This is a genomic window from Nonomuraea sp. NPDC050394 (assembly GCF_044459065.1).
In the GTDB taxonomy this organism is placed as follows: Bacteria; Actinomycetota; Actinomycetes; order Streptosporangiales; family Streptosporangiaceae; genus Nonomuraea.
In genome coordinates this window covers 221329-248107 of the sequence record NZ_JBITIO010000017.1, presented here as the reverse complement: position 1 = coordinate 248107, position 26779 = coordinate 221329, and the positions used below count along the sequence as shown (strand labels likewise).

Genomic DNA, 26779 nt, shown 5'->3' with positions numbered 1-26779 from the left:
GCCTCGTTTGCGGGGCTGTCCCCGCGAAGGCATCACATGATCGTCCAGGTAGACATAGAGTGCCGTCAGAAGGGCGTCCAGCTCAGTCTTCACAAGCCGATCTTGGACGCCCTTCGCCATGCCCGCACACGATCAGCGAATTTCACATCAACGATCTAGCCGGCAGCGGGCGGACCCCGGGCAGGGCGGGTGGAGCGGAGCGGAGCACCTTGTCCGGGGGTGGGACCCCAACTGGCCAAGTACCTAGCCGGGCAACGGGCGGGCCTCAGGCAGAACGCGCGGAGCGAAGCGGAGCACCTCTGTCCAGGGCGGGATCCAACTGGCCAAGCACCTAGCCGGGCAACGGGCGGGCCCCAGACAGAACGCGCGGAGCGAAGCGGAGCACCTTTTTGTTAGATTTCGCAGTTGGTTTCGGTGTCCGGGTCGGGGCCGCCGTCGCAGTCGTCGGCTGCTCCGGTGCCGCCGTCCAGGTGGTCGGTGCCGTAGCTGCCGCGTAGCGTGTCGTTGCCCGCGCCCGCCTCCATGGTGTCGTTGCCTGTGCCGCCGTTCAGGGTGTCGGTCAGGGGGCCGCCGTAGAGGGTGTCGTTGCCGCTGCCGCCGGTCACCGTGTTGGCTCCCGGGCCGCCGTACACCGTGTCGTGTCCGGCGTCGCCGTACAGGATGTCGTTGTCCCAGTCGCCGAACACCTCGTCGTCCCCGGAGCCTCCGGACACGGTGTCGTTGCCCTTCACGCCGCTGACGAAATCGTTGCCTATACCGCCGTAGACGCTGTCGTCGCCGTCCCAGCCCATGATGGTGTCTTCGCCCGCGCCGCCGCTCAGCACATTGGCGGCGGCCGTACCCTCCAGGCGATCGTTGCCTGAGCCGCCCGTGACGTTCTCGATGCCGGGCAGGCCGTCGTTCTCTCCTGGTTCGCCGCACGGGCACGCGGCCAGCTTCACCGTCACCGCGGCCGTCCGGGCGGCGTAGCTGACGGTGTCGGTGCCGGAGCCGCCGTCGATGGTGTGACGGCCCGGCCCGGAATGGATGACGTCGTTGCCCGTGCCGCCGCTCACCAGCGAGCCGACGCTTCCCGGATAGCCGTACGCGACGTCGTTCCCGGCTCCCAGGCCGATCAGGGCGTGGTTGGGGCCGGTCGGGTTGACGATGTCGTCCAGGTCGCCGACGTCGATGATGAGCTGGCCGCTGAACGTGGCGGCGGCCGTGCATTCGACGAGTGTCGGGTCGGCCGGGTCGGGGTGGGCGCAGCCGTTCAGCGGGGTGATGGGGACGATGTCGTCCACGAGGTAGGTGTCGGCGTCCGGTGCGGTGAAGGTCACGTGGTTGACCTGGCCGGGCGCGGCCTTGTACTCGAGCTCGCCGGACATGACCCGGGCGAAGGTGTCCGCGGCGGAAGCGGGGTACGCGGGCGCGGCGCCGAACGCGACGAGGAGGGCCGCCGTGGCGGCCATGGCTAACGTGCTGGCTGGTCTCATGGTCGGACTGTGCGCCCGTCCCATTGCTCCGGACTTGCAGCCTGCTGACAGTTAGGGCGGATGCCCGATACCGCCGGAAGCCCGGGAAATCTAGCGTTTTGACCTGCAAGAATTCCCGCTTCGAGGAGCGACATGAACACCGCGATAGCCGTCCAAGGGCTTCACAAGAGCTTCGGCAAGGCGCCCGCGCTGAACGCGCTCGACCTGACCGTCCACACCGGTGAGGTGCACGGCTTCCTCGGCCCGAACGGCTCAGGAAAGTCGACGACGATCCGGATTCTGCTCGGGCTGATGCGGGCCGACTCCGGCTCCGTACGCCTGCTGGGCGGCGACCCCTGGAAGAACGCGGCCGACCTGCACCGGCGGCTGGCGTACGTGCCGGGCGACGTGAGTCTGTGGCCGTCGCTGACCGGCGGCGAGGTGATCGACCTGCTGGGCCGGATCCGGGGTGGCCTGGACCGGACGCGGCGCGCGGAGCTGCTGGAACGCTTCGAGCTTGACCCGCGCAAGAAGGCCAGGACGTACTCCAAGGGCAACCGGCAGAAGGTGGCCCTGGTGGCCGCGTTCGCCTCCGACGCCGAGCTGCTCATCCTGGACGAGCCCACCTCGGGCCTGGATCCGCTGATGGAGGCGGTCTTCCAGCAGTGTGTGGCCGAGCAGAAGGCGCTGGGCCGCACGGTGCTGCTGTCGTCGCACATCCTGTCGGAGGTGGAGGCGCTGTGCGACCGGGTGAGCATCATCCGTGCGGGCCACACGGTCGAATCGGGCACTCTATCCGAACTTCGCCACCTCACGATGACCCAGATCTCCGCCGAAATTTCGGGGGAGATCCCGGTGCTCCCCACCGCCCGCAACCTCACCACCAACGGCCGGAAGATCAGCTTCCAGGTCGACGACCAGGACCTCGACAAGTCCATGCTGGCCCTCGCCCAGTCCGGCATCGTCAGCCTGACCAGCACCCCGCCCTCCCTCGAAGACCTCTTCATGCGCCACTACGCGGCCGGAAAACCCAGCCACACCGCGACCGGGCAAGGCGGCCACTCCGTGACCGGGCGAGCCGGACGCTCCGCGGATGAGCGAGCCGGCCGCTCCGCGGATGAGCAAGGCAGCCGCTCCGCGGCCGGGAAGGGCAACTGACCATGCACGGCACCTGGACCCTCATCAAGCTCGTCATCCGCCGCGAACGCCTCATCACCCCCGCCTGGATCCTCCTGCTGGCGGTCCTCGCCGCCGGCCAGGCCAACCGGTACGCCCAGAGCTTCCCCACCACCCAGTCCGTAGCCGACTTCGCCCGCGAGATGACCGCCAACAAGGCGCTGACCGCCTTCGCCGGCGAGGTCTACTCCCCCACGATCGCCGGCATGGCCGTCTGGAAGAACGCCGACGCCATCTACACGATCCTCGCCCTGATCGCGATCCTCACCGTGATCAGGCACACCAGGGGCGAGGAGGAGTCCGGCCGCGCGGAACTGGTCGGCGCCGGCGTGATCGGCCGCCTGGCCCCGCTGACCGCGGCGCTCGCCGTCACCGCCACCTCCATGCTGCTGGCGGGGATCGTCACCGCGTTCTCCATGATCAAGCTCGGTTTCGACGTCACCGGCTCGCTCGCCTTCGGCGCCGCCATCACCGGCATCGGTCTCGTCTTCACCGGCGTGGGCGCGCTGGCCGCCCAGCTCACCGAGGGCGCCAGGACCGCGATCGGCCTGGCGGCCATGGGTCTCGGCCTGTCGTACCTGCTGCGCTTCGTCGCCGACGGCGGCGCGGGGGCCGCGGTGAAGTGGGCCTCCCCGCAGGGCTGGTCGCACCTGGTCCAGCCGTACGCCGCCAACGACCTGGCCGCGCTCCTGCCCAGCCTGGCCCTCGCGCTGGCCACGATGGCCGCCGCCTACCGGCTCAACGCCCGCCGCGACCTCGGCCACGGCATCCTCGCCCAGCGTCCCGGCCCGGCGCACGCGCGCCGCCTGTCCTCCCCGCTGGCCCTGGCCTGGCGTCTGCACAAGGGGCTGCTGACCGGCTGGAGCATCGGCTACGCCGTCGCCGGGCTGGTGCTCGGCGCCCTGGCCCTGTCGATTCCCGAAGTCTCCCGCCAGGGCGCCTCGGTCGAGGAGTTCCTGCGCCGCTACACCGCCTCCCCCGAGGCCGGCATGACCGACGCGTACCTGTGGCTGATCAGCCTCTCGCTCGGCTACGTCGCCGCCCTCTACCCCCTGCTCGCCCTGCTCCGGCTGCGCGCCGAGGAGACCACGGGCCGCGCCGAACTCCTGCTGGCCCACCCCGTCGGCCGCCTGCGCTGGGCCTGGAGCCACCTGGTGTTCGCGCTGGCCGGGCCGGTCGTCATCCTGGGCCTGGCGGGCCTGGCGATGGGTGTGGCCGTCGGCGACCCGCTGTCGGTGCTGCCCGGCACGCTGGTGCAGGTCCCGGCGGTCTGGGTGCTGGCCGGTGTGGGCGTGCTGGCCTTCGGGGTGCTGCCCAAGGCGGCCGCCGCGATCAGCTGGGCGGCGTTCCTGTTCGTCAACCTCTTCGGCGAGGTGCTCGGGCCGATCATCGGGATCGACTACTGGGTCGCCAAGTACTTCGTGCCCTTCCCCAACCTGCCGATGGTCCTGTCGGGCGAGGCGTTCAGCGCCGTCCCCCTCCTGATCATGACCGCGCTCACCGCGGCGCTCACCGCCGCAGGACTGACCGCCCTCGGCCGCAGGGCCCTGGTCTGAGTACGTCAGGACTCCAGGTAGGCCAGAACCGCCAGCACCCGGCGGTTCTGGTCGTCGCTGGGCGGCAGCCCGAGCTTGGCGAAGATACTGGACGTGTGCTTGCCGATCGCCTTCTCGGTGACCACCAGCCGGGCGGCGATGGCGTGGTTGGACAGCCCTTCGGCCATCAGTCCCAGCACCTCCCGCTCGCGCGGCGTCAGGGCGGCCAGGGGCTCGTCCCGCCCGCGCCGGGTGAGGAGCTGGGCGATGACCTCGGCGTCCATGGCGGTGCCGCCGGCGGCGACCGTACGGACCGAGTCGACGAACTGCTCGACATCCCCGACCCGGTCCTTCAGCAGGTAGCCCACGCCACCGGATCGGTCGGACAGAAGCTCGTGGGCGTAGAGCTGCTCCACGTACTGCGACAGGATCAGCACCGGCAGCCCCGGCACCCGGCGGCGGGCCTCAAGGGCGATGCGCAGGCCCTCGTCGGTCTGGGTTGGCGGGAGCCGTACGTCGACGACGGCCACGTCGGGGCGATGCTTGAGCAGGGCGGCGAGCAGCATCGGGCCGTTGTCGACCGCCTCGACCACATCGAAGCCGTGCGTGGACAGCAGGCGGATCAGGCCGTCCCGGAGGAGTGCGAGATCTTCCGCGATGACAACGCGCACGGCAACTCCATGGTCAGTTCGGTCGGCCCGCCGGCGGGGCTGGCCACGGTGAGCGTGCCGTCGAAGGCGGACAGGCGGCGTTCGATGCCGAGCAGGCCCGTCCCGGCGGAAGGTCGCGCGCCGCCCCGGCCGTCGTCGCCGACGGTGAGCCTGATCCGGTCGCCGGGGTAGCGCAGCCGTACCCACGCGCGGGTGGCCTGGCTGTGGGCGGCCACGTTGGAGAGGGCTTCGGCGGCGGCGAAGTACAGCGCGGACTCCACCGGCGCCTCGGGACGGCCGGGCAGGTCGAGGTCGAGCTCGACCGGCACCGGGCAGAGCATCGCGGCGGCCCGGATCGCGCCGGTGAGGCCGCGGTCGGCGAGCACCGGCGGGTGGATGCCGCGCACGAGGCCGCGCAGGTCGTCCAGTGCCTGGGCGGCCGAGTGCCAGGCCTCCTCGACGAGTTCGCGGCTCTGGGCCGGGTCGGTGCTCTTCCTGGCCAGGCCGAGGTTCATGCGCATGGCGATGAGCCTGGCCTGGGCGCCGTCGTGCAGGTCGCGTTCGATCCTGCGCAGTTCGGCGGCCTGCGCGTCGACGGCGGCGGCGCGGGAGGCGGTCAGCTCCCTGATGCGCCGTGACTCGGGCGTCTCGCCGAGCAGAGCCAGCGCCAGGTAGTCCTGGACGCGGACGGAGATGTAGGCGGTCAGCGCGCTGAGCAGGATGATCGCCATGATCGACAGCGTGAACGCGATCGTCAGGTTCTTCGACGGGTAAGGGGTGTAGACCCTCCAGATGACCCCGATCATGGAGAGCATGCCGCCGATCACCAGGGCGGTGCCGGGTCCCGTCACCCCGTGAGCCGCCAGCCAGGCGATGACGCGCAGGTCGCCGGGGTCCGGCTCGCGTACCCGGCCCAGGGTGCGGGCGGCGCGCAGGACCGGGCGCGGCGCGAACGGCAGCGCGAGCAGCAGTGCCAGCGCCGCCACCCCGGTGAGCACGTTGCGCGCGGCGCGCACCGCCCATCCCTGTCCGATCCTCTTCACCTCTGCAGTCTGCCCTCTCCCCGGCGGTGCGTCGGTAGGCCTAGACCTACCCCCGGAGTGGGAGTGCGCCCATGGCCCGCGCGTACGCGGAGCGCGAGCCTGGAGCGGTGATCGAGATACAAGGGCTCACCATCAAGTACGGCGCCGCCGTCGCCGTCGACGAGCTGACCTTCGCCGTGAAACCCGGCCAGGTGACCGGGTTCCTGGGACCCAACGGCGCGGGGAAGTCGTCCACCATGCGCGCGGTCGTCGGCCTGGAGGCGCCGCACGCGGGCATCGCGCTGGTGGACGGCCGGCCGTACGGCATGATCGGCAGGCCGCTTGAGCAGGTCGGCGCGTTGCTGGACGCGTCCGCCGCGCACGGCGGGCGCACGGCGCGCGCGCACGTGGCGTGCGTGGCGCGCAGCAACGGCATCGGCGCCCGGCGGGTGGGGGAGGTGCTGGAGCTGGTGGGCCTGGCGGGGGTCGCGGGGCGGCGGGTGGGCGGGTTCTCGCTCGGCATGCGGCAGCGGCTCGGCATCGCGGTGGCGCTGCTGGGCGATCCGGGGGTGCTGATGTTCGACGAGCCGGTCAACGGGCTGGACCCGGAGGGGATCCGGTGGATCCGCGGGCTGCTGCGCACGCTGGCCGAGGAGGGCCGCACGGTGCTGGTGTCCAGTCATCTGATGGGCGAGATGGAGAGGACGGCCGCGCACGTGGTGCTCATCGGGCGGGGCCGGCTGATCGAGGACACCTCGATGGCCTCGCTGGTCGGGCGGTTCGGGTCGCTGGAGGACGCGTACATGGAGCTGACGGAGTCCAGCGTGGAGTTCGCGGCGGGGGGACGGTCATGATCGGGGACGCGATCGCGGCGGAATGGATGAAGTTCCGCACGCTGCGCTCGAACCACTGGCTGCTGGCGGCCTCGCTGCTGTCGGTGCTGATCAGCGCCGGGCTGGCGGCCATGGTGGTACGCGGCTTCGCCGGGCAGGAGACGGCGGATCGGATGCGGTTCACCAGCATCGGCGACGGGCTCGGACCGGGGTTGCAGGTGGCGTTCTTCGTCATGGGCGTGCTGGGCGCGCTCGCGGTGACCGCCGAATACTCCACCGGGCAGATCCGTACGAGCCTGACGGCGGTGCCGAAGCGGCACGTGCTGTTGCTGGCCAAGGTTCCGGTGCTGCTCGGGGTGGGGCTGGTGGCCGGGCAGGTGCTGGCGTTCTCCATGCACTACGGCGCGATGGCGATCCTGGGCGGGCACGCCGGGCACGTGCTCATGGACGGGCGCACGCTGGGCACGCCGCTGTCGGAGCCCGGCGTGCTGGGCGGCGTGCTGTTGTCGGGCGTGGCCATCGGGCTGGTGACGCTGGTCGGACTGGGCATCGGGGTCGTGGTGCGCTCCACGGCCGGGACGCTGGTGGTCCTGATCATGATCGTGCTCGTGCTGCCGACCGCGGCGGCCACGCTGCCGCAGCCGTGGCAGGCGCGGGCCGGATCGGTCATGCTCGACCGTCTCGTGGGCGACGGGCTGCTGCCGCCGGTCGCCGCGCTGGCGTTGCTGCTGGCCTATCCGGTCGCGGCGCTGAGCGCGGGTGCGGTCGCGATCGCGGTCAGGGGCGAAAGGACGCACCCGATGATCGCCGGGCTCGCCGCCACCGGCGTCCTGCTGGCCACGGTCGTCGTGGCGCAGCCCGCGCAGGCGTCGGACTTCGCCTGGAAGCCTTGCAAGAAGGACATGGAGTGCGCGGCCGTACAGGTGCCCGTCGACTGGAACAAACCGCAAGGGCGAAAGATCACCCTCCCCCTGGTACGGCTGCCCGCCACCGGATCACACCGCCGGATCGGCACCCTGTTCGCCCTGCCCGGCGGCCCCGGCGGTTCCGGCATCGAGGACCTGGAGAAGAAGGGCGCGGTCTTCGCCCAGCTCCGTCAGCGTTTCGACGTGATCAGCTTCACCCCTCGCAACGGCCTCGACCTGGGCGTCCTGTCCAAGGACTGCCTGCTGGGCGGCCCCTGGATCCGGCTGCCGTCCAACGAGGCGGAGTTCGACCGCCAGGCCGAGGTCAACCGGGCGGCGGCCGAGAAGTGCCGCGCCAAGGACCCCGAGCTGTTCGGCAACCTCAGTTCGGCCTCCGTGGCCAGGGACGTCGAGGCGATCAGGATCGCGCTGGGCGAGGAACGGCTCAGCTTCCTCGGCACCTCCTATGGCGGCGTCACCGCCATGAACTACGCCCGCCTGTTCCCCTCCCGGGTCCGCGCCATGGTCCTCGACGGCGCGGTCAACCTGCTGAGCCAGCGGCGCCTGCGCCACCAGGTGATGGAAGGCCAGCTCGTCAAGTTCGCCGCGTGGTGCGCGGGCACCACCGAGTGCGTGCTGAACGGCCAGGACGTGGCCAAGGCCTGGCGGGAGGTGACCTCGGCGAAACGTATCCCGGTCAGGGGCCGGCAGGTCTCCTATGACGGCTTCGACGTCCAGGTCGCCGCCGGGCCCCACTTCATCTCCCCCGGCACCGACCATTTCCGCTGGAAGGAGCTGGCCAAGGCGATCGTGCTGGCCAGGGCAGGCGACGCGTCCGGCTTCGCCGACTACGTCAAGGCGGGCACCGGCAGCCTGAAACCGCCGTCGCCGGTCGGCATGAACATGACCCACTGCCTCGACGGCGTCGGCTTCCGCGACTACGCCGACTTCACCGAAGCCAGGAGCCGCAACCAACGGATGGCGCCCAACTACCCGCGGCACGAGCTCTGGCACGGTCTCGCCTGCCCCGGCTGGCCGGAGCCGCCGGCGAACCCGCCCCGGCCGCTGCCGTCCACCGGTCTGCCGCCCCTGCTCGGCGCCGCGAGCTGGACGGAACCCGACGTGGACGATCTGGTCCGGCAGGTGCCGGGCTCGGCGACGATCCGCTTCGACGGCCACGGGCACGGCCTCTACCTCAGCGCGGAGCCCTGCACGATCGGGCACGTCAACAGGTATCTGACCTGGCTGAAGCTTCCTCCGCCCGGGGCCGTCTGCCGGTCATGACCAGCGGCGCAGGAGCGCCTCCGCCTCGGCGAAGCCCGCGACGACCGCGGCGGCCGGGCGCTCCTCGCGTACCATGCCGGCCGCCTGGCCGGCGTAGATGCAGGCGGTGTCGTAGTCGCCGGCGGCGCGGGCCGTCCTGAGCTCGTCCGCCGCCCGCTCGTCTCCGGCCAGTTCGCGTTCGCGGCCGTGCCAGGTGTCGAAGAAGTGGTTGCGGAGGGCGCGGCCGCCGTACTCCCAGGGCCACGCGAGCCGCTGGCCCACGTCGAACACCCGCCCGTAGGCGGTGTCCTCCTCACCCGCTTCGAGAATCCGCCGCTTGGCCGGAGCGGACCCCCGCGCCTCCGTACAGGCCAGGAACGCCGTTCCCACCCAGGCCCCCTCGGCGCCCGCGGCCAGTACGGCGGCCAGTCCCCGCGCGCCCGCGATGCCTCCGGCGGCCAGCACGGGCAGGCTCACCTCGTCCAGCACGCTCTGCAGCAGCGGCAACGTGGCCACGGTGTCCCTGCCGTGCCCGCCGCCTTCGCCGCCACGCGCCACGACGGCGTCCACCCCGGCGCGCTCGGCCTCGACGGCTTCCCGCGTGGTGCCCGCCTGCGTCACGACGGTGATTCCCGCCTCCCGCAACGGCGCCACATACGGCGCGTAGTCCCCGAAACTCACCGACACCAGACGCGGCCCCGCCGCGATCACCGCGTCCACCTGCGCCGGGTTCTCAGGAAGTGTCCAAGCCATCAGCCCGATCCCGAACGGCAGGCCGCCCGCCCCCGCGATCGCCGCCTGCTCCGCGATCCACTCCGGCGTGTCCGACGGGCCCACCCCGAACATCCCCAGGGCCCCGGCTCCGGACACGGCCGCCGCCAGCCGTCCCCCGCCCGCACCGGCCATCGGCGCCCCGACCAGGGGCACCTCCCGCCCGAACCGCTCCGTCACCCAGGTACGCATGCACCCCAGGCTAGAGGGTGAGGAGGGCCGTGATCCTGGCGCCTTCCGCGTCGTCCGTGTGCTCGTGGTCCCTGCGGCGCGATCCCAGAACCGGCAGGTAGCGGCGGGCCGCGTCGGTGTCGACGTGGTCGAGGAAGGCGGCCAGCAGGTCGGGGCGAAGCTCTTCCAGCGCCGGGTCCAGCGGAGCCGAGGCCAGCACGATCCACGTCGAGGCCACGTCGGCCGCGGCGGCCCCCCTGGCCGCGTCGGCCCAGTCGATGACGATGGGGCCGTCGGCGGTCAGGAGCACGTTGGCCGGGTGGAGGTCCAGGTGGAGCAGGCGGTTGCCCGGGCAGCCGTCGGCGGCCGGCAGCCAGCCGGGGGCGCGGATCGCGCCGAGCCTGGTGAGCAGGCCGGCGAGCAGGCGGCCGTGGCCGGGCAGGTGGTTCGGGTGAGCGCGGGCGTCGTCGGCCACGCTCACCCCGTCGAGGTGCTCCATGAGGATGTCGGGGCCGTCGGCGTCGTACACCTCGGGAGCGGGGAAGCCGTGCCGCCGCGCGTGCCGCATGATCGACGCCTCGCGCTCAAGGCTGCGGCCGTCGCGGGCGCGCCGGATGACCTTGCCGGAGCCGGAGGCCAGGATGTGGCAGTCACGGCCGGAAGCGATCAGGTTTCCCGCATGCATGCCATTAAGCCTAAGCACGGATCGGCAAAAACCGCACTGGCCAGAATTTGCGGTAACTAGTGGCCAGTGACAACGCTCACCTGCCCTGATGTCCAGTATTCGCAGAGAACTTCCTGCCATAAGCCGCCTAATGCATATGGGGCTATGGTGGCGACGACAGCCGATTTAAATCGAATTATTGGGCTGCATTCAATAAGGCACCTGAGGAGGTGCGCGTTGCTGGAAGTAGTCGATCTTGTCAAGCGTTATGGCCCGGTCACGGCATTGGACGGTTTCACCCTGAGCGTCGCGTCCGGCGAGATCGTCGGGCTGGTCGGGCACAACGGGGCGGGGAAGACGACCTTCGTGGAGATCGTCTCCAACCTGCTGCGCCAGGACAGCGGCCACGTGACCATCGACGGCAAGCCGCCGGCCGACGTACGCGGCCAGGTCGGTGTGGCGCCCCAGCACATCGCGCTCTATCCCACCGTGACGGTCCGCGAACACCTGGTGTTGTTCGGCCGGCTCGGCGGGCTGCGGCGCGCCGCCTTGGACTCCGCCATCGACGACCTCGCCGTACTGCTCCGCCTCACGGACCTCATGGACCGGCGCGCCGGCCGGCTTTCCGGCGGGCAGCAGCGCCGTATCCAGGCCGCGACCGCGCTGATCCACCGTCCGCGGCTGATGCTGCTGGACGAGCCGACGGCGGGCGCCGACCTGGAGACCAGGCAGGCGATCCTCGACGTCGTCAAGCAGCGCGCCGGCGAGGGCGCGGCGGTCGTGTACACCACCCACTACCTTCCGGAGATCACCGAGCTTCAGGCCACGATCGCGGTCGCCCGCGACGGCCGCGTGATCGCCCGGGGCACCTACGACGAGCTGATCGAGGGCCTGCCCGGAGAGGTACGCCTCACGCTGGACAACGAGGAGGAGATCAGCGTCTCCACCACGGAGCCCACGGCCACGCTCATCGACCTGCTCAACCGGGCCGAGCGCCCGGTCAGCGCGGTCGACCTGCGCAACCCGTCCCTGGACGACCTCTACCACTCGCTGGCGGCCCGCGATGCTTCTTGACGCCGCTCCCCGGGCGGGGGGCATATTCTACCGGATCGCCGCCATCGCGCGGCACAACTGGATCGTCCGCCTGCGTGACCCCGGCCAGATCATCAGCTACATCGCCATGCCGATGGTGCTCATGCTGGTGCTCAAGCCCCTGTACGTCAGGGCGCTGGACGCCGGCTCCACCCAGGTGGCCACCGGCCTGATGGTGATGTTCTCGGTCTTCGCGATCGGTCTGGCCGGCAACTCCATCCTGTCGGAGCGCACCTGGCGCACCTGGGACCGGCTGCGGGTCAGCCGGGCCCCGGCGGTCGAGCTGCTCGTCGGCAAGACGTTCCCGATCTTCCTGGTCATGGTCCTGCAGCAGACCATCCTGGTGATCTACGGCGTGCTCGCCATCGGCCTGCCACTGCCCGCCGAACCCTGGTGGGTGATGCTGGCCATTCTCATCTGGGCCTTCGCGCTGCTGGCGATCGGCGCCGCGCTGGCCACGCTGGTGCGCAGCCACGGCGAGCTCAGCGTGATCTCCGACGTGGGCGCGCTGACGCTCAGCTCGCTCGGCGGCGCGCTGGTGCCGCTCAGCATCATGCCGGAATGGGCGCAGATCGCCGGTCACGCCTCGCCCGGGTACTGGGCGCTCACGATGCTGCAGGCCGCGGTCGCCGGCAACGAGTCGGCGATGCTGCTTCCCGCCTCCGTCCTGCTCGCGATCGGCCTGCTGGCCGGCGCCTTCGCCGCCCGGCGGCTGGCCCGTGGCTGGAGCCGCGGCAAGTTGATGTAAGGGCCCACAAGCCAATTCCGTGAAGAGGGGCATGTTGATGGACCAGCACCACTCACCGGGCGAATCCGATGTCGCGATCATCGGCATGGCCGGCCGGTTCCCAGGGGCCTCCGACGTGGGGACGTTCTGGCGCAACATCAGCTCGGGCGCCGAGTCGTTCACGACGTTCACCGACGAGGAACTGATCGAGTCCGGCGTCAGCCCCGCGACGTTCCAGCAGCCGAACTACGTGCGCATCCGGCCGATCCTGGAGGGGATCAAGGGGTTCGACGCCGCGTTCTTCGGCTACAACCCGCGCGAGGCGACGCTGGCCGATCCGCAGCAGCGCATCTTCCTGGAGTGCGTCTGGGAAGTGCTGGAGTCGGCCGGGTACGCCCCCACCGACGGCCGCGGCAGCGTCGGCGTCTTCGCCGGCATGAACATCAGCGGATACCTCCTCACCCGGCTCGGCGCCTTCAACATGGGCATCGACACCTCCGCCCTGATGATCGGCAACGACAAGGACTCCCTGGCCACCAACGTCTCCTTCCGCCTGGACCTCAACGGCCCGAGCCTGTCGGTGCAGACGTTCTGCTCGACCTCTCTGGTGGCCGTCCACCTGGCGGGCGAGAGCCTGCGCCGCGGCGAGTGCGACATGGCCATCGCCGGCGGCGTCTCGGTACGCATCCCCGACCGCATGGGCTACCTGTGGGAGGAGGGCGGCCAGGAGTCGCCCGACGGGCACGTGCGCACCTTCGACGCGCAGGGCCGCGGCAGCATGTTCGGCGACGGCGCGGCGGTGGTCGCGCTGAAGCGGCTCGACGACGCCGTACGCGACCGCGACACCGTGCTCGCGGTGATCCGCGGCTCGGCGATCAACAACGACGGCGCGATCAAGTTCAGCTACCTGGCCCCGAGCATCGACGGCCAGCGCCGTTGCGTGTCCGCCGCCCTGAAGCGGGCGGGCGTGGACCCCAACGACATCTCCTACGTCGAGGCGCACGGCACCGCCACCGAGGTCGGCGACCCGATGGAGGCCGCCGCGCTCACGCGGGCCTTCGGCCAGACGAAGAAGAAGCAGTACTGCGTCCTCGGCTCGATCAAGCCGAACGTCGGCCACCTCGACCGCGCCTCCGGCGTCACCGGCCTGATCAAGGTGATCCAGTCGCTGCGCCACGAGCTCATCCCGGGGACGCTGCACTACACCTCCCCCAACCCGGAGATCGACTTCGACAACAGCCCGTTCCGCGTGACGGCGGAGAACACCCCGTGGCCGCGCGAGGCCGAGCGCGAGCGCGTCGCCGGCATCAGCTCGCTGGGCATGGGCGGGACCAACGCGCACGTCATCCTCGCCGAGGCGCCGGTGCCCGCGCCGCGCAAGCAGCGCGCCCGCCGCTGGCAGATCCTGCCGGTCTCGGCCAAGTCGGCCGCCGCCGCGGAGAACTCCTGCGCCAGGCTGGCGGAACGGCTGCGCGACAACGACGTGGACCTCGGCGACGTGGCCTACACGCTGCAGCTGGGCCGCCGCGTCTTCAACCACCGCAAGATCGTCATCGCCGACTCGACCGGCGAGGCCGCCTCCCGGCTGGCCGACCCGGCCGGTTCGCTGGGCCGTAACGACGCGACGGTCGGCCGCAAGGCCGGGTTCCTCATCGCCGGGGTCGGCGAGCAGTACCCGGGCATGGTCGCCGAGCTGTACGCCGAGGAGCCCGCCTACCGCGCCGACGTCAACGAGTGCCTGACGGTGCTCGGCCTGACCGAGCCCGGCCAGCTGTCGGACATCTTCGTGACCCCCTCGGGCGAGAGCGAGGACACCGCCGGCGACCTGGCCAGGCTGCTGGGCCGCAGCGCGCCCGCGCCCGCCTCCGCCACCGAGGCGCACCTGGTCCAGCCGGCCGTCTTCGTCGCCGAGTACGCGCTGGCCCGCCAGTTCATCCGCTGGGGCGTGCGGCCCGAGGTCATGGTCGGCTACAGCCTCGGCGAGTACGTGGCCGCGTGCCTGTCGGGCGTGCTGTCGCTGGAGGACGCGCTGAAGCTGGTCGCCTACCGGGCCAAACTGATCACCTCGCAGCCCGAGGGCGCGATGCTCGCCGTCGCCGCCGACGAGCGGCGGCTGAAGACGGTCCTCGGCTCGCTGTTCTCCGACGAGCTGGACGTGGCCGTCAGGACCGGCTCGCAGGTCGTGCTGGCCGGGCCGGTCGAGGCGGTCGAGTCGGCCATGGAGAAACTGCTGGAGGTCAAGATCGGCCACCGGCGCCTGGAGACCACCCACGCCTTCCACTCCCGGATGCTGGCCCCCGTCGCCGACGAGCTCACCACCTGGATCAGCGACAACATCACGCTCAACGCCCCGGAGATCCCCTACGTCAGCAACGTGACCGGCGAGCTCGCCACCGCGGAGGTCGTCACCGACCCCGGCTACTGGGCCCGCCACATGTGCGAGACGGTGGAGTTCGGCGCCGGTCTCGAGCACGTGCTGAGCGTTCCCGAGCTGGCCCTCGCCGAGATCGGCCCCGGCCAGTCGCTGGGCGCGCTGACCCGCGGACACGCCGCCTGTGACCGCAACCAGTGGCCCCTGATCGTCACCACGCTGCCCGCCGCCGGCGACCGCCAGGACGCCAACGCCGCCGTCGCCGCCGCGCTGGGCCGCCTCTGGCTGACCGGCGTGCCGGTCGACTGGGAGGTGCTCCACGACGACGAGGGCTGGCGGCCCGGCCGCGTACCGCTGCCGACCTACCCGTTCGAGCGGCAGGACTACTGGCTCGACATCGACCTCAACTCGCCCATGATGGGCGGCGGCAGCGGCGCGGCACTCTTCGACGAGAGCGACCCGACGAGCATCGCCAAGGCCTTCCCGCGCCTGCCGGACACGGAGTGGATCCACACGCCGGTGTGGAAGCAGACCGCGCACCGCCCCGCCCGCGCCGACGAGGCCACCCGCTGGCTCGTCTACACCGACGACGGCCTCGCCGACTCGCTCGCCGCGCGGCTGCGCGCCGAGGGCCGCGAGATCGTTCTGGTACGGCCCGGCGACCGCTTCACCAGCGACGGCGACGTACTGACCGTCCGGCCCGGCTCCCCCGAGGACGCCGTGTCCGCGCTGCGCGAGCTGCACGGCCGGGACTGGCTGCCCGAGCGCATCGTGCACATGTGGAACGCCGGGCACGGCAGCGAGCCGATCGAGAGCTGCCTGCAGCGCGGCCTGCACAGCATCGTGGCCTTCGCCCGCGCCGCCGGCGACCTGGGCCTGCCGGGCTGGTGGCTGGACATCGTCACCAGCGGCAGCCACCACGTGCTGCCCGGCGACCGCATGACGCCTGAGCGCGGCACGCTGCTCGGCCCCGCCCGGCTCATCCCGGTCGAGTACCCGAGGGTGAAGACGCGCCTCATCGACATCGACGAGGTCAGCGCCCGCGAGGTCGTGTCCGAGCTGCTCACCGAGCCGACCGACCAGGTCGTCGCGCTGCGCGGCGGCAGGCGCTGGATCCCCGACTACGAGGCACTCGACGCCGCCTACATCGAGGCGGCCCCGCCGGCGGCGACGGTCCGCAAGGGCGGCGTCTACATGGTCACCGGCGGTCTCGGCGGCATCGGCCTGGCCATGGCCGAGCGCCTGGCCGAGGACTACCAGGCCCGCCTCGTCCTGCTCGGCCGCACCCCGGTGCCGCCGCAGGACCAGTGGAACCAGATCCTGGCCGCCGACAGCACCGCGAGCGAGGTGCGCCGGCGCATCGAGGGCCTGCGCCGCCTGCAGTCGGCGGGCATCGAGGTGCTCACGGTCGCCGCCGACGTCTCCAAGCCGGACGACGTACGGCGGGCCGTACGCGAGACCCTGGACCGCTTCGGCGAGCTGAACGGCGTGCTGCACGCGGCCGGTGTGCCCGCGGTGGGCCTGATGCAGTTCAAGACCGGCGCCGACATGGACCGCGTGCTGGCCCCGAAGGTGGCCGGGACGCTGGCCCTGGCCGAGGTGCTGAAGGACGTGCCGGTGGACTTCCTGGCGCTGTTCTCCTCGACGACCTCGGCGACCGGCGGCGGCGCCGGCCAGGTGGACTACTGCGCGGCCAACGCGTTCCTGGACTCCTTCGCCTTCAGCGACGCGCTGCCCGGCGTGGCGCTGGCCTCGATCGACTGGTGCGAATGGGAGTGGAACGGCTGGACCGACGGCCTGGAGAACTACGACGAGGGCTCCAAGCAGTACTTCGAGTGGTACCGCGGCGAGTTCGGCCTGTCGTTCGACGACGGCTGGAAGACGCTGCAGCGGGTGCTGGCCAGCGGCCAGCGGCACGTGGTGGCCTCCACGCAGGAGTTCGCCCCGCTGGTGGCGATGAGCCGCCGCTCGTCCATCGAGAGCCACCAGGCGACGGTGAAGAAGATCCGCGACGCGTTCGGCAGGCACCCGCGGCCGGACCTGTCGACGGCCTACGTCGAGCCGCAGAGCGAGACCGAGACCAAGATCGTCGAGGTCTGGGAGGAAGCGCTCGGCCTGGAGCAGGTCGGCATCCATGACAACTTCTTCGAGCTCGGCGGCAACTCGCTGCTCGGCATGGAGATCATCGCCGACGTCAGGAAGGCCCTGGAGCTGTCGTACCTGCCGCCGCACATCCTCTACCAGGCGCCCACGGTGGCCTCCCTGGCCGAGGCCGCCACCGCGCAGGACAGCGGCGACGACGACGAGCAGGACGACGCCAGGGACCAGCAGCGCTCCAGGATCGCGCAGCGCCGCAACATGCTCAGGAGTGGGAGGAACAACGTATGACGGAGACCACCGACTATGACTCAGCCATCGCGCTGATCGGGATGTCCGGGCGGTTCCCCGGGGCGAGCAACGTCGATGAGCTGTGGAGCAACCTGCTGGCCGGCGTCAAGGGCCTGCGGAAGATCACCGAGGAGGAGCTGACGGAGTCGGGCGCCGAGCCCGGCACGCTGGCCGACCCCCGTTACGTCCGCGTCGGCGGGCCGGTGGACAACCTGGCGATGTTCGACGCCTCGGTCTTCGGGATCAACCCGCGTGAGGCGGAGTCGATGGACCCGCAGCACCGGCTCTTCCTGGAGTGCTCGTGGGAGGCGCTGGAGAGCGCGGGCTACTGCCCGACGGACGTACCCGGACAGGTGGGCGTGTTCGGCGGCTGCGGCTTCCCCGACTACATCGTCAAGAACATCAACCACCTCATCTACCAGCCGGGCGGCGCGCTGCTCATGGCGGTCGGCAACGAGCGCGACTCCCTCGCCTCGCTGGTCGCCTACAAGCTGGGCCTGCGCGGCCCGGCGATCTCCGTCCAGACGTTCTGCTCGACCTCGCTGGTCTCCGTCCACCTGGCCTGCCAGAGCCTGCTGACCTACGAGTGCGACATCGCGCTGGCCGGCGGCGCCTTCACCCCGCTGCCCCAGCCCTCCGGCTACCTGTACGAGCAGGGCGGCATCATGTCGCCCGACGGGATCGTGCGCAGCTTCGACGCCGAGGCCGGCGGCACCGTGATGGGCAGCGGCGCCGGCGTGGTCGCGCTCAAGCGCATGTCAGAGGCGCTGGCCGACGGCGACGTGATCCACGCGGTGATCCTGGGCTCGGCCGCCAACAACGACGGCCGCATGCGGGCCGGCTACACCGCGCCGGGCGTGGAGGGCCAGGCCGAGGTGATCGAGTCCGCGCTGGGCGTGGCCGGGGTCAAACCCGAGACGGTCGGCTACGTCGAGTGCCACGCGACCGGCACCATGCTGGGCGACTCGATCGAGCTGGCGGCCATGAACCGCGTCTTCCGCACCGGCCGTGACACGCCGTGCGTGCTGGGCTCGGTCAAGCCGAGCCTGGGCCACCTCGACCGCGCGTCGGGCGTGACCGGCCTGATGCGGGCGGCCATGAACCTGAAGAACGAACTGCTGCCCGGCACCCCCAACTACCAGACGCCCAACCCGGCGCTGGCCTCCGCGCAGGACCGGTTCACCGTCCTGACCGAGCACCGGCCGTGGCCGGAGGGCCCGCACCCGCGGCGGGCGGGCGTCAGCTCGTTCGGCCTCGGCGGCACGAACGCGCACGTCGTCCTGGAGCAGGCGCCGCCCCGCGAGGAGCGGCCGGCGCGGCCCGGCCCGCACCTGCTGGTGTACTCCGGCGGCGACGACCAGGCCCTCACGGACGTGACCACCCAGCTGCGCCGCTACCTGGAGGACGAGGACGGCGTGGACCTGGCCGACGTGGCCTACACGCTCCAGGTCTCGCGCGGCGGCTTCGCCAAGCGCCGGGCGGTCGTGGTCCGCGACCGCGACGACGCGATCGCCGCGCTGTCCGACCCGTCGCGCTGGATCGACGGCAAGACGCAGCGCCGCCACGCCAAGGTCAAGCTGATCCGGCCCACGGGCGAGGTTCCGGACGGCTGGTGGGCCGACCTGCGCGCCGCCGCCGCCGAACTGGCCACCGGGGAGGCGGCCGCGAAGCTGCGGGCCGTACCGGATGAGACGGCGGGCGAGGACGACGCGAGCGGCCGTGAGGCGGCGCTCACCGCGTTCGCCTACAGCCTGACCGCGCTCGGCATCCGCACCCTGCGCGACGGCAAGGACCAGGCCAACGGCGTCGAGGAGCTCGTGGTCGAGCCCGACGGCGACCTGACGGCCGCCGAGTGGGTGCTGTCCGCGCTGGCCAGGCTGTGGCAGGGCGGCGTCACCGTCGACTGGCCCGCGCTGCACAAGGGCGAGGGGCGGCGCGTGCTGCTGCCGACCTACCCGTTCCAGAAGCGCAGGTTCTGGGTCAAGCCGCTGCCCGGCCAGGCGCCGGTCGCCGAGGGCAAGAACTTCGACCGCTCCCAGTGGACCTACCTGCCCACGTGGAAGCAGCGGCCGCTGTCCACCACCGACCTGGACGAACGGCTCAGGCTGGCGGGCCCGTGGCTGGTGTTCACCGCGGACGCGCGCGGCGAGGCGCTCGTCGGGCGGCTGAACCAGGCCGGCGCCGAGGTGACGGCGGTACGGCCGGGCGAGCGCTTCGAGCAGGACGACTCCGGCGACTTCACCATCCGGGTGGACAAGTCCGACGACGTGGCCGAGCTGATCTACTCCCTCGTGGCCGGCCCCCGCGCCATCGTGCACGGCTTCAGCCTGGCGAGCCCGGAGGCTTCCGGCGACCCGGTCGAGCACTTCACCACCGAGCAGAACCGCGGCTTCTACTCCGTTCTCGCGCTGGCCAGGGAGCTGGTGGACAACACCGGCTCGGCCCCGCGCGCGGAGCTGGTGCTGCTGACCTCGCAGGCGGTGGGCGTGGCCGGCGCCGACCTGCGCCACCCCGAGCACGCCACGCTCGCGGCCCTCGCCCCGAGCCTGGCCCAGGAGAACCCCCGGCTGCGAGCGCGGCACATCGACGCCGACGAGGTGGCCGAGGACGCCCTGCACCTGCTGGCCGCCCAGATCCTGGCCGCCTCCGTCGCCCCCTACGAGGGGCCGATGGCGGTACGCGCCGGCGAGACGTTCGTGCGTGCCTACGATCAGCACCCCATCGCCGAGCCCGAGGGCGAGGCGCGGCCGATCCGCGACGGCGACACCGTGCTCATCACCGGCGGTCTCGGCGACGTGGGCCTGGTGCTCTCCCGCCACCTGGCCAGCACGTACGGCTGCCGCCTCGTGCTGACCGCCCGCTCCCCGCTGCCGCCGCGCGAGGACTGGGACGCCTACCTGGACGGGCACGACGGGGACCGTACCTCGCGGCACATCCGCAACATCCGCGACCTGGAGGCGAGGGGCGCCACGGTGCTCCCGCTGTCGGCGGACGTGGCCAACGAGGAGCAGATGGCGGCCGTGGTCAAGGCGGCGGTCGGCCGGTTCGGCACCATCGACGTCGTGGTCCACGGCGCCGGGGTGCAGGACGGGGCGTACTTCAACTTCGCCCACCTCATGGACCGTCAGCAGTGCGACGCCCACCTGGCCGCCAAGGTCACCGGGTTCCACGTGCTGCAGAAGGTCCTGGGCGAGCGCTGCCCGGAGCGCCGGATCACGCTGTCGTCCATCGCCTCGGTGCTGGGCGGGATGACACTGGCGCCGTACGCGGCGGCCAACGCCGCCCTGGACGCCTACGTCAGGCAGGCCAGGACCGCGGGCGAGGGCCGGTGGGTCACCGTCGACTGGGACACCTGGGCGATCGACCCCGACCGGGTCGAGGGCCACAGCGAGGCCGTGGTCGGCTACGCGATGGCACCCGCCGAGGGCGTGGACGTCTTCGAGCGCACGCTGTCGGCGGCCGACCGCGCCGGCCACTTCGTCATCTCGACGGGCTGGCTGGAGACGCGGATCGCGCAGTGGGTCACCGGCGACATCCACGACACCGACGGCGACTTCGACGAGCAGGAGCGCCACCCCCGGCCCGAGCTGAACAACGCCTACGTCGAGCCCGCCCCCGGCACCGAGACCACGCTGGCCGACATCTGGTCACGGGTGCTCGGCATCGAACCGATCGGCGCGCTGGACAACTTCTTCGAGCTCGGCGGCCACTCGCTGCTGGCGATCGAGCTGACGACCCGCATCCGCCGGGCCGTGAGCGCCTCGATCCCGGTGACGGGACTGCTGGAGTGCCCGACTGTCCGCCAGCTCGCCGCTCTTCTCGACGCGAGGGACGAGGATGAAGCAGCCTGAGTACCTGCGGACGGTACAGGCCTTCGCCCGCCGCGAACTCCTGGGCAAGGACGCCTACCTCGACTCGCTGGCCGAGGCTCCGCTGCCGCTCTACGAGCGGTTCGCGGAGACCGGCCTGGCGAACTGGTGGCTGCCCGAGGAGAGCGGCGGGCTGGGCCTCGGCCTGGAGGAGAGCGTGCGGATCACCGCCGAGCTGGCCTACGCCGACGCGGGGGTGGCCTTCACGCTCTTCATCCCGGTCCTGACGACGAGCATGGTCTCCTGGTACGGCAGCGCCGAACTCAAGGAGCGCCACCTGAAGCCGCTGGTCAACGGCGGCTACGCGGCGACCCTGGGCAGCGAGCACGCCGCCGGCAGCGAGCTGGCCAGGATCACCACCACGGCCCGCCGCGAAGGCGACCAGATCGTGCTCGACGGCGAGAAGGCGTTCTCCACCAACACCGGCTTCGCGAACTTCCTCGTGGTGGTCGCGCGCGCCCAGGACGACCCGGCGGGCTACCTCGCCGTCCTGGTCCCGCGCGAGACCCCCGGCGTCAAGGTCGACAAGCGCTGGGACGTCATCGGCCTGCGCTCGTCGGCCACCTACCAGGTCTCCCTGTCGGGCGTGCGCGTGCCCGCGGCCAACGTGCTGCGCGGCAACGGCCTGCGCCTGCTGGAGATCGGCCTGAACGCCAGCCGCATCCTCATCGCCACCACGGCGCTGGGCATCGCCCGCCGCATCCGCGACGTCTGCATGGAGTACGGCAAGGCCAAGCAGGTCAAGGGCGCCCCGCTGGCCGGCAACGCGGTCTTCGCCTCCCGGCTCGGCCAGTTCGAGATGCAGATCGAGGTCATGGCCAACCAGTGCCTGGCGGCGGCGCGGGCGTACGACGAGGTGGCGGCCAGGCCGGACGCCGGCGAGGAGTTCCTGCGCGTCGGCACGCTCAAGCAGGCGCTGACCACGAAGATGTTCTGCGGCCAGACCGGCTGGCAGATCGCCTCGGCGGCGTCGGAGATGTTCGGCGGGCTCGGCTACACGCACGAGTCGGTCATCGGCAAGCTGATGCGCGACATGCGCTACGTCTCGATCGTGGAGGGCGGCGACGACGTCCTGCGCGAGCTGGTCTTCAGCCGGTACGTGGTTCCGGTGTCGAAGCGGTCGTGACGATCCGCCGTGCGGCGTCGGTCGCCGGTGTGGCGGTGGTCGCCGGTGTGGCGGTGGTCGTGACGAGGGCCGCGGCGTAACCGGGCGCCACGTCCAGCCACCGGACCGGCCACTCGCCGTCAAGGGAGCGCGAGCCCACCAGGGCCGCGCTCCCTTCGTGTGCCGGGGTGACCCGGGTGTCGCGCAGCCCGGCCAGGCCGACGCCGGTGGCCTTGATGTAGGCCTCCTTGGCGGTCCACAGCCGGAAGAACTCGGGCGCGCCCGCCGCGCGGACGCGCTCGGCTTCCTCCGGTTGGTACATGCGCGCGGCCAGCTCCAGGATGTCGGCGTCGGAGCTGACGCGCTCGACGTCGACGCCGACCCGCCGGCCCTCGGGAGCGACGGCGATCAGCGCCCACTCCCCCGAGTGCGACAGGTTGAAGTCCAGGCGGTGATGGTGGTGGTCGAGGCGGGGGCGGCCGCCGCCTTCCGTGCGGAAGGCGAGCCGGGCGGCGGGGATGCCGCACAGCTCGCCCAGGATCTGCTTGAGCGTCGAGCGCGCCACCACCCAGCGGCGGCGCTCCAGCGGATCGGCGAAGCGCAGCGCCCGCTCGCACTCGGCCTCGGAAAGGGCCGACCAGCCGGGCATGCCCGGCCGGTCGAGGTACACCTTCCACACCTTCACACCCACGGCCGCAGCGCCTCCGCGAGGATGCGGTGCGTGAGCATGGCCTGCTCGAAGACGGCGAAGTGGCCGCCGTCGAAGGGCCGCAGCACGAACGCCGCCGCGGTCTGGTCCCGCCAGCCGATCACCTTCGACTCGGCGATGCGCGGGTCCCTGGTGCTCGGCAGCGCGGTGATCGGCAGGTCCAGGGGCGGTTCCTGCGCATACGTGTAGGTCTCCTTGATCGTGAAGTCGGCCTGGATGGCCGGCAGGATCATCGCCATGGCGCCCTCGTCGCTGAGCAGCCACTCCGGCGTGCCGCCGAGCCCGCGAAGGAACGACACCAGCTGCGGCCTGGTCATCGTGCGCACCGGCTGGCCGTCCTCGTAGGTGACCTGCGGCGCGTCGCAGCCGGAGACGAACAGGTGCACCGGCTCCGGTCCGCCGCGCCGCCGGATCTCCCTGACCAGCTCGAACGCCACGAGCGCGCCGAGACTGTGCCCATAGAGCGCATAGCGCCGCCCGGCGGCGTTCAGCTCCACGTCGGACAGGACGACATCCGCCAGATCGGAGACCAGGGCCCCCATCCGCTCGTAGGCCGGCTCCTTGTGCCTGGCCTCCCGGCCGGGCGGCTGCACCGGCTGGACCGCCACCCCCGGCAGCTTGCGCTGCCAGAGGCGGAAGGCCGAGGCCGCGCCGCCCGCGTGGGGCAGGCAGTACAGCGGGAGCGCGCCGGGTTCGGCGCCGGTCTGCGTGCGGAAGGGCAGCCAACGGTTGAGCGCGTCCGTGCTCATCACGTCGTTGACGGTCATGGGGGGCGCCTCATTCCACGATCTCAAGCTGCACGTACGACGGCGGCGGCTGGACCACGCTCAGGTCGGCCTCCAGGACCACGTGCGCGCCGTCCCTGCTCACCTCCCGGAACCCGGCGAACGCGTAGGTGACCTGCATCATGCGGTTGCGGCCCGTCTCCACGAAGTCGGCGCGGACCGCGGCCCCGGCCTCGGCTGCCAGGCGCATGATGTGGTTCAGCAGGACCATGCCGACGCCGCGTGACATCACCCGGCACGACATGAGCATCATGTTGAGCCGCCAGACCTCCTCCTGCTTCTCCACCAGGGCCAGCCCGATCTTGCCGTAGCTGCCGAACTTGTCGGTGAGCGAGGCGACCAGGACCAGATGGTCGGGCGACTCGCGCAGCGTGTCGAGCTCCTCGTAGGAATAGGTGCGGCCGGTGGAGTTGAGCTGGTTGGTGCGGACCGTGAGCTCCTCGGCCCGCTGCAGGTCGTCGCGGAGCGCTGGCGCGATCGTGAACGACATCTCCAGGCTGGCGAGGAACTCCTCGTTGGTGCCGACGAACTCGTTCTCCAGCTCGTCGCGGGCGATCTGGCCCTGGTACATCTCGCGGCGCAGCGCCGACTCGTCGGTGACGAAGCGCGGCTGGAACTCCGGCCGCTCCAGCGCGTCGTGCAGCTCCAGGATGTCGACGCAGGTCACCTCGGGCACCTCGTGCGCCACCTCGGCCAGCTCGAACGGCTGGTCGTCGACGAAGGCGAAGGCGTCCAGGCCCAGGTTGAGCGCCTTGGCGATCCGGCGGATGGAGTCCGACTTGGCGTTCCAGCCGATCTGCGGGAACAGGAACATCTTGTCCAGGCCGAGCACGCGCAGCTTCTCCAGCGCGGTGTCCCGGTCGTTCTTGCTGGCGACCGAGTGGAGCACGCCCTTGCGGTCGAGTTCGTGGATCGCCTCCACCACGCTCTCGCGGACGTGCACCTCCTCGTCCTCCAGCAGGACCCCGTCCCACAGCGTGTGGTCGAGGTCCCAGACGATGCACTTGATCCGCCCCTGTACGGGTTTCTCGGGGAGGAGGGCGACGGTCTCTACGGTCATGGCTTCTCCCGATCTGCCTGACCAGCGATGGTCATGCGCTGGATCTCGTTGCTGCCTTCGATGATCTCCATCACCTTGGCGTCCCTGTAGAAGCGCGCCACCGGGTAGTCGGGGGTGAACCCGTTGGCGCCGTGGATCTGGACCGCCTCGGAGGCGTGCTTCGCCGCCGCGGTGGAGGCGAAGTACTTGGCGATCCAGGTGGCCATGAGCGTGGCCGAGTCGCCCGCGTCCTTCAGCCGGCCGGCCTCGGCCAGCAGCAGGCGGGCCGCCCGCGCGTCGGTGACCATGTCGGAGAGCTTCGCCTGGATGAGCGGGAGGTCGCGCAGCGGCTTGCCGCCGACCTCACGCTTGGCGGCGTACGCCGCGCTCGCCTCCAGGCAGCCCTGGACGATGCCGACCGACCCGGCCGCCACGCTGTAGCGGCCCAGGTCGAGTGTGCCGGTGAGGACCATCCCGGCGGTGAAGCCGCTCGGGCCGAGCAACGCCTCGCGCTCGACCTCCACGTCCGTGAAGGTGATCTCGGCCAGCATGGACGCCCGGGTGCCCAGGATCTCCTCGATCGGGCGCACCCGGATGCCCGGGGTGTCCTTCGGCACCAGGAAGGCGCCGATGCTGGAGGCGGTGCGGGCGAAGACGAGGAACACGTCCGCCCGCTGACCACCGGTGGTCCACTTCTTGGTGCCGTTGATCACCCAGCCGCGGCCGGTCTCCGTGGCGGTGGTGGTGATGCCGGAGGTGTCGCTGCCGGCGCCCGGCTCCGACAGGCAGAAGGCGCCCAGCGCCGCTCCGCTCGCCAGTGCCGGGCCCCACTGCTCGCGCTGGGCCGGGGTGGCCCAGCGCTGCACGGTCCACGACAACATCGTGTGCACGGTGAGCAGGCTGCGGACCGAGGAGCAGCCCCGGCCCACCTCCTCGTGCACCTCGCCCAGCGTCACCATGTCCATGCCGGCGCCGCCGTACCGCTCGGGCAGGAAGGGGGCCCACAGGCCCGCTTCGCTCGCCTTGCGGATCAGGTCCTCGGGCACGCGGCCGTCGAGGTCCCAGGCATCGGCGTGGGGGACGATGTGCGCGTCGACGAACTCGCGGGCCGAGCGCCGGTCGGTGACCCTGCCCGTGGTCACGCCGCCACTCTCGCCAGCCTGTCGACCAGCTCGGCCATCGAGTCGGCCGTGCGGAAGTTGTCGATGCGCAGCTCGTCGTTGGGGATGGTGACGCCGAAGGTCTTCTCGACGAACATCACCAGCTCCATCGCGAACAGCGAGTTGACGAAGCCGAGGGCGAAGATGTCCTGCGCGGCGTCGAGCTCGGCCTGCGGGAAGCGGCCACGGACGAAGTCGAGGATCTGGCCCTGAGCGGTGTTGGACATGGTGGTGAACCCTTCTCAGTTGTAGGTGTAGAAACCGCGGCCGGACTTGCGGCCGTGCAGCCCGGCGTCCGTCATCTGCTTGAGCAGGGGGCACGGCCGGTACTTGCTGTCCGCGTAGTGCTCGTAGAGCACCTCGACGGAGTAGAGGATGGTGTCGACGCCGATCAGGTCGGCGGTCTCCAGCGGGCCCATCGGGTGGCCGAAACAGCTGCGGAAGACCTCGTCGACGGACTCGGCGGTGGCCACGCCCTCGTGGACCAGGTACGCCGCCTCGTTGACAGTGAGCATGAGGACCCGGTTGGAGACGAACCCGCAGGCGTCCTTGACGTCGATGGCCTTCTTGCCCATGGCCTTGAGCAGGTCGCGCGTACGCTCGACGGTCTCGGCCGAGGTGTGGAAGCCGGGGATCAGCTCGCAGGCGGGCTTGGCCGGGACCGGGTTCATGAAGTGCACGCCGACGACCTTGTCGGGACGCCGGGTGATCGAGGCCATCTTGGTGATCGGGATCGCCGAGGTGTTGACCACGAAGACCGTGTCGGGCCCGCAGACCTCGTCGAGCTCCTCGTGGACGGCCCGCTTGACCTCCCAGTTCTCGGTGACGTTCTCGATGACGACCTCGGCCTTGGCCGCGCCGCCGACACCCACCGACGTGGTGATCCTGGACAGGATCTCGTCGGCGTCCAGCGCCGGTCCGCCCATGAGCCGGCTCATCCGCGCGTTGCGCGAGATGGTTTCGAGCGCCTCCTTGAGGATCTGCTCGTCCTTGTCGACCAGGACCACGTCGTGCCCGGTCTGCGCGAGGTTCTGGGCGACGCCGACGCCCATGACGCCTGCGCCGATTACGCCGATCAAAGCCATGACAT

General features: G+C 71.4%; 20 protein-coding genes. 9 read left to right on the top strand and 11 right to left on the bottom strand.

Annotation, left to right across the window (positions count from 1 at the left end; genetic code table 11):
* Positions 1-392: 392 nt before the first annotated feature.
* Positions 393-1475, bottom strand: a complete 1083-nt coding sequence (locus ACIBKY_RS45645; protein ID WP_397107286.1) for a calcium-binding protein — start codon at positions 1473-1475, stop codon at positions 393-395.
* A gap of 132 nt (positions 1476-1607) precedes the next feature.
* Here ACIBKY_RS45645 and ACIBKY_RS45640 point away from each other — a divergent pair, with 132 nt between their 5' ends.
* Complete coding sequence (locus ACIBKY_RS45640; protein ID WP_397107284.1) at positions 1608-2612, top strand: ATP-binding cassette domain-containing protein; 1005 nt, start codon at positions 1608-1610, stop codon at positions 2610-2612.
* Positions 2613-2614: 2 nt separating this feature from the next.
* Positions 2615-4186 (top strand): ABC transporter permease, encoded by a 1572-nt coding sequence (locus ACIBKY_RS45635; RefSeq protein ID WP_397107282.1) that lies wholly within the window; start codon positions 2615-2617, stop codon positions 4184-4186.
* Positions 4187-4191: 5 nt separating this feature from the next.
* On the opposite strand, the gene ACIBKY_RS45630 is transcribed toward ACIBKY_RS45635, so the two are convergent.
* Together ACIBKY_RS45630 and ACIBKY_RS45625 are read right to left on the bottom strand one after the other, a co-directional pair.
* Complete coding sequence (locus ACIBKY_RS45630; protein WP_379611808.1) at positions 4192-4836, bottom strand: response regulator; 645 nt, start codon at positions 4834-4836, stop codon at positions 4192-4194.
* Positions 4788-5858 (bottom strand): sensor histidine kinase, encoded by a 1071-nt coding sequence (locus ACIBKY_RS45625; RefSeq protein WP_397107280.1) that lies wholly within the window; start codon positions 5856-5858, stop codon positions 4788-4790. Before ACIBKY_RS45625 ends, ACIBKY_RS45630 begins: the two co-directional genes overlap by 49 nt.
* A gap of 71 nt (positions 5859-5929) precedes the next feature.
* Between ACIBKY_RS45625 and ACIBKY_RS45620 the strand changes: the two genes are divergently transcribed.
* Both ACIBKY_RS45620 and ACIBKY_RS45615 read left to right on the top strand, forming a co-directional pair.
* Positions 5930-6691: an ABC transporter ATP-binding protein gene (locus ACIBKY_RS45620; protein WP_397107278.1), complete on the top strand. Its 762-nt coding sequence runs from the start codon at positions 5930-5932 to the stop codon at positions 6689-6691.
* The gene (locus ACIBKY_RS45615; protein WP_397107276.1) at positions 6688-8859 is read left to right on the top strand and encodes an alpha/beta fold hydrolase; all 2172 of its coding nucleotides are present in this window, start codon (positions 6688-6690) and stop codon (positions 8857-8859) included. Before ACIBKY_RS45620 ends, ACIBKY_RS45615 begins: the two co-directional genes overlap by 4 nt.
* Here ACIBKY_RS45615 and ACIBKY_RS45610 read toward each other — a convergent pair.
* Positions 8854-9801, bottom strand: a complete 948-nt coding sequence (locus ACIBKY_RS45610; protein WP_397107274.1) for an NAD(P)H-dependent flavin oxidoreductase — start codon at positions 9799-9801, stop codon at positions 8854-8856. The two genes, ACIBKY_RS45615 and ACIBKY_RS45610, sit on opposite strands and share 6 nt — an antisense overlap.
* A 10-nt stretch (positions 9802-9811) precedes the next feature.
* On the bottom strand, positions 9812-10465 hold the full coding sequence (locus ACIBKY_RS45605) for a phosphotransferase (RefSeq protein WP_397107272.1): 654 nt from the start codon (positions 10463-10465) through the stop codon (positions 9812-9814).
* 216 nt (positions 10466-10681) lie between these two features.
* On the opposite strand from ACIBKY_RS45605, the gene ACIBKY_RS45600 reads away from it, so the two are divergent.
* From ACIBKY_RS45600 to ACIBKY_RS45580, 5 genes are read left to right on the top strand one after another with little or no spacing between them, the layout of a single operon-like run.
* Positions 10682-11518, top strand: coding sequence for an ABC transporter ATP-binding protein (locus ACIBKY_RS45600; protein WP_397107270.1), 837 nt, complete (start codon positions 10682-10684; stop codon positions 11516-11518).
* Positions 11508-12284, top strand: a complete 777-nt coding sequence (locus ACIBKY_RS45595; protein WP_397107268.1) for an ABC transporter permease — start codon at positions 11508-11510, stop codon at positions 12282-12284. Before ACIBKY_RS45600 ends, ACIBKY_RS45595 begins: the two co-directional genes overlap by 11 nt.
* Positions 12285-12315: 31 nt before the next feature.
* Positions 12316-17022, top strand: coding sequence for an SDR family NAD(P)-dependent oxidoreductase (locus ACIBKY_RS45590; protein WP_397107266.1), 4707 nt, complete (start codon positions 12316-12318; stop codon positions 17020-17022).
* Positions 17019-20873: an SDR family NAD(P)-dependent oxidoreductase gene (locus ACIBKY_RS45585; protein WP_397107264.1), complete on the top strand. Its 3855-nt coding sequence runs from the start codon at positions 17019-17021 to the stop codon at positions 20871-20873. The genes ACIBKY_RS45590 and ACIBKY_RS45585 overlap by 4 nt, the downstream gene beginning before the upstream one ends.
* On the top strand, positions 20860-22017 hold the full coding sequence (locus ACIBKY_RS45580) for an acyl-CoA dehydrogenase family protein (protein ID WP_397107262.1): 1158 nt from the start codon (positions 20860-20862) through the stop codon (positions 22015-22017). The genes ACIBKY_RS45585 and ACIBKY_RS45580 overlap by 14 nt, the downstream gene beginning before the upstream one ends.
* Here ACIBKY_RS45580 and ACIBKY_RS45575 read toward each other — a convergent pair.
* Genes ACIBKY_RS45575 through ACIBKY_RS45550 form a run of 6 tightly spaced genes read right to left on the bottom strand, consistent with a single transcriptional unit; the run spans position 21980 to position 26774 of the window.
* Entirely contained in the window at positions 21980-22675 is a 696-nt protein-coding gene (locus ACIBKY_RS45575; protein WP_397107260.1) for a 4'-phosphopantetheinyl transferase family protein, read from the bottom strand. The genes ACIBKY_RS45580 and ACIBKY_RS45575 overlap by 38 nt on opposite strands.
* A 2-nt stretch (positions 22676-22677) precedes the next feature.
* A complete protein-coding gene (locus ACIBKY_RS45570) occupies positions 22678-23472 on the bottom strand; it encodes a thioesterase II family protein (RefSeq protein WP_397107258.1) in 795 nt (264 codons plus the stop codon).
* Positions 23473-23482: 10 nt separating this feature from the next.
* Positions 23483-24550: an HAD-IIIC family phosphatase gene (locus ACIBKY_RS45565; protein ID WP_397107256.1), complete on the bottom strand. Its 1068-nt coding sequence runs from the start codon at positions 24548-24550 to the stop codon at positions 23483-23485.
* Entirely contained in the window at positions 24547-25671 is a 1125-nt protein-coding gene (locus tag ACIBKY_RS45560) for an acyl-CoA dehydrogenase family protein (RefSeq protein ID WP_397107254.1), read from the bottom strand. The genes ACIBKY_RS45565 and ACIBKY_RS45560 overlap by 4 nt, the downstream gene beginning before the upstream one ends.
* On the bottom strand, positions 25668-25916 hold the full coding sequence (locus ACIBKY_RS45555; RefSeq protein WP_184971176.1) for an acyl carrier protein: 249 nt from the start codon (positions 25914-25916) through the stop codon (positions 25668-25670). The genes ACIBKY_RS45560 and ACIBKY_RS45555 overlap by 4 nt, the downstream gene beginning before the upstream one ends.
* A 15-nt stretch (positions 25917-25931) precedes the next feature.
* Positions 25932-26774 carry a 3-hydroxyacyl-CoA dehydrogenase family protein gene (locus ACIBKY_RS45550; RefSeq protein ID WP_397107252.1) on the bottom strand — a complete coding sequence of 281 codons (843 nt, stop codon included), beginning with the start codon at positions 26772-26774 and terminating at the stop codon, positions 25932-25934.
* Positions 26775-26779: the final 5 nt, after the last annotated feature.

Excerpts from the sequence above, each read along its gene's own strand:
- ACIBKY_RS45645 (WP_397107286.1), bottom strand. The coding sequence starts at position 1,475 with ATGAGACCAGCCAGCACGTTAGCCATGGCCGCCACGGCGGCCCTCCTC.
- ACIBKY_RS45640 (WP_397107284.1), top strand. The coding sequence starts at position 1,608 with ATGAACACCGCGATAGCCGTCCAAGGGCTTCACAAGAGCTTCGGCAAG.
- ACIBKY_RS45635 (WP_397107282.1), top strand. The coding sequence starts at position 2,615 with ATGCACGGCACCTGGACCCTCATCAAGCTCGTCATCCGCCGCGAACGC.
- ACIBKY_RS45620 (WP_397107278.1), top strand. The coding sequence starts at position 5,930 with ATGGCCCGCGCGTACGCGGAGCGCGAGCCTGGAGCGGTGATCGAGATA.
- ACIBKY_RS45615 (WP_397107276.1), top strand. The coding sequence starts at position 6,688 with ATGATCGGGGACGCGATCGCGGCGGAATGGATGAAGTTCCGCACGCTG.
- ACIBKY_RS45610 (WP_397107274.1), bottom strand. The coding sequence starts at position 9,801 with ATGCGTACCTGGGTGACGGAGCGGTTCGGGCGGGAGGTGCCCCTGGTC.
- ACIBKY_RS45605 (WP_397107272.1), bottom strand. The coding sequence starts at position 10,465 with ATGCATGCGGGAAACCTGATCGCTTCCGGCCGTGACTGCCACATCCTG.
- ACIBKY_RS45595 (WP_397107268.1), top strand. The coding sequence starts at position 11,508 with ATGCTTCTTGACGCCGCTCCCCGGGCGGGGGGCATATTCTACCGGATC.
- ACIBKY_RS45590 (WP_397107266.1), top strand. The coding sequence starts at position 12,316 with ATGTTGATGGACCAGCACCACTCACCGGGCGAATCCGATGTCGCGATC.
- ACIBKY_RS45585 (WP_397107264.1), top strand. The coding sequence starts at position 17,019 with ATGACGGAGACCACCGACTATGACTCAGCCATCGCGCTGATCGGGATG.
- ACIBKY_RS45580 (WP_397107262.1), top strand. The coding sequence starts at position 20,860 with ATGAAGCAGCCTGAGTACCTGCGGACGGTACAGGCCTTCGCCCGCCGC.
- ACIBKY_RS45570 (WP_397107258.1), bottom strand. The coding sequence starts at position 23,472 with ATGACCGTCAACGACGTGATGAGCACGGACGCGCTCAACCGTTGGCTG.
- ACIBKY_RS45565 (WP_397107256.1), bottom strand. The coding sequence starts at position 24,550 with ATGACCGTAGAGACCGTCGCCCTCCTCCCCGAGAAACCCGTACAGGGG.
- ACIBKY_RS45555 (WP_184971176.1), bottom strand. The coding sequence starts at position 25,916 with ATGTCCAACACCGCTCAGGGCCAGATCCTCGACTTCGTCCGTGGCCGC.
- ACIBKY_RS45550 (WP_397107252.1), bottom strand. The coding sequence starts at position 26,774 with ATGGCTTTGATCGGCGTAATCGGCGCAGGCGTCATGGGCGTCGGCGTC.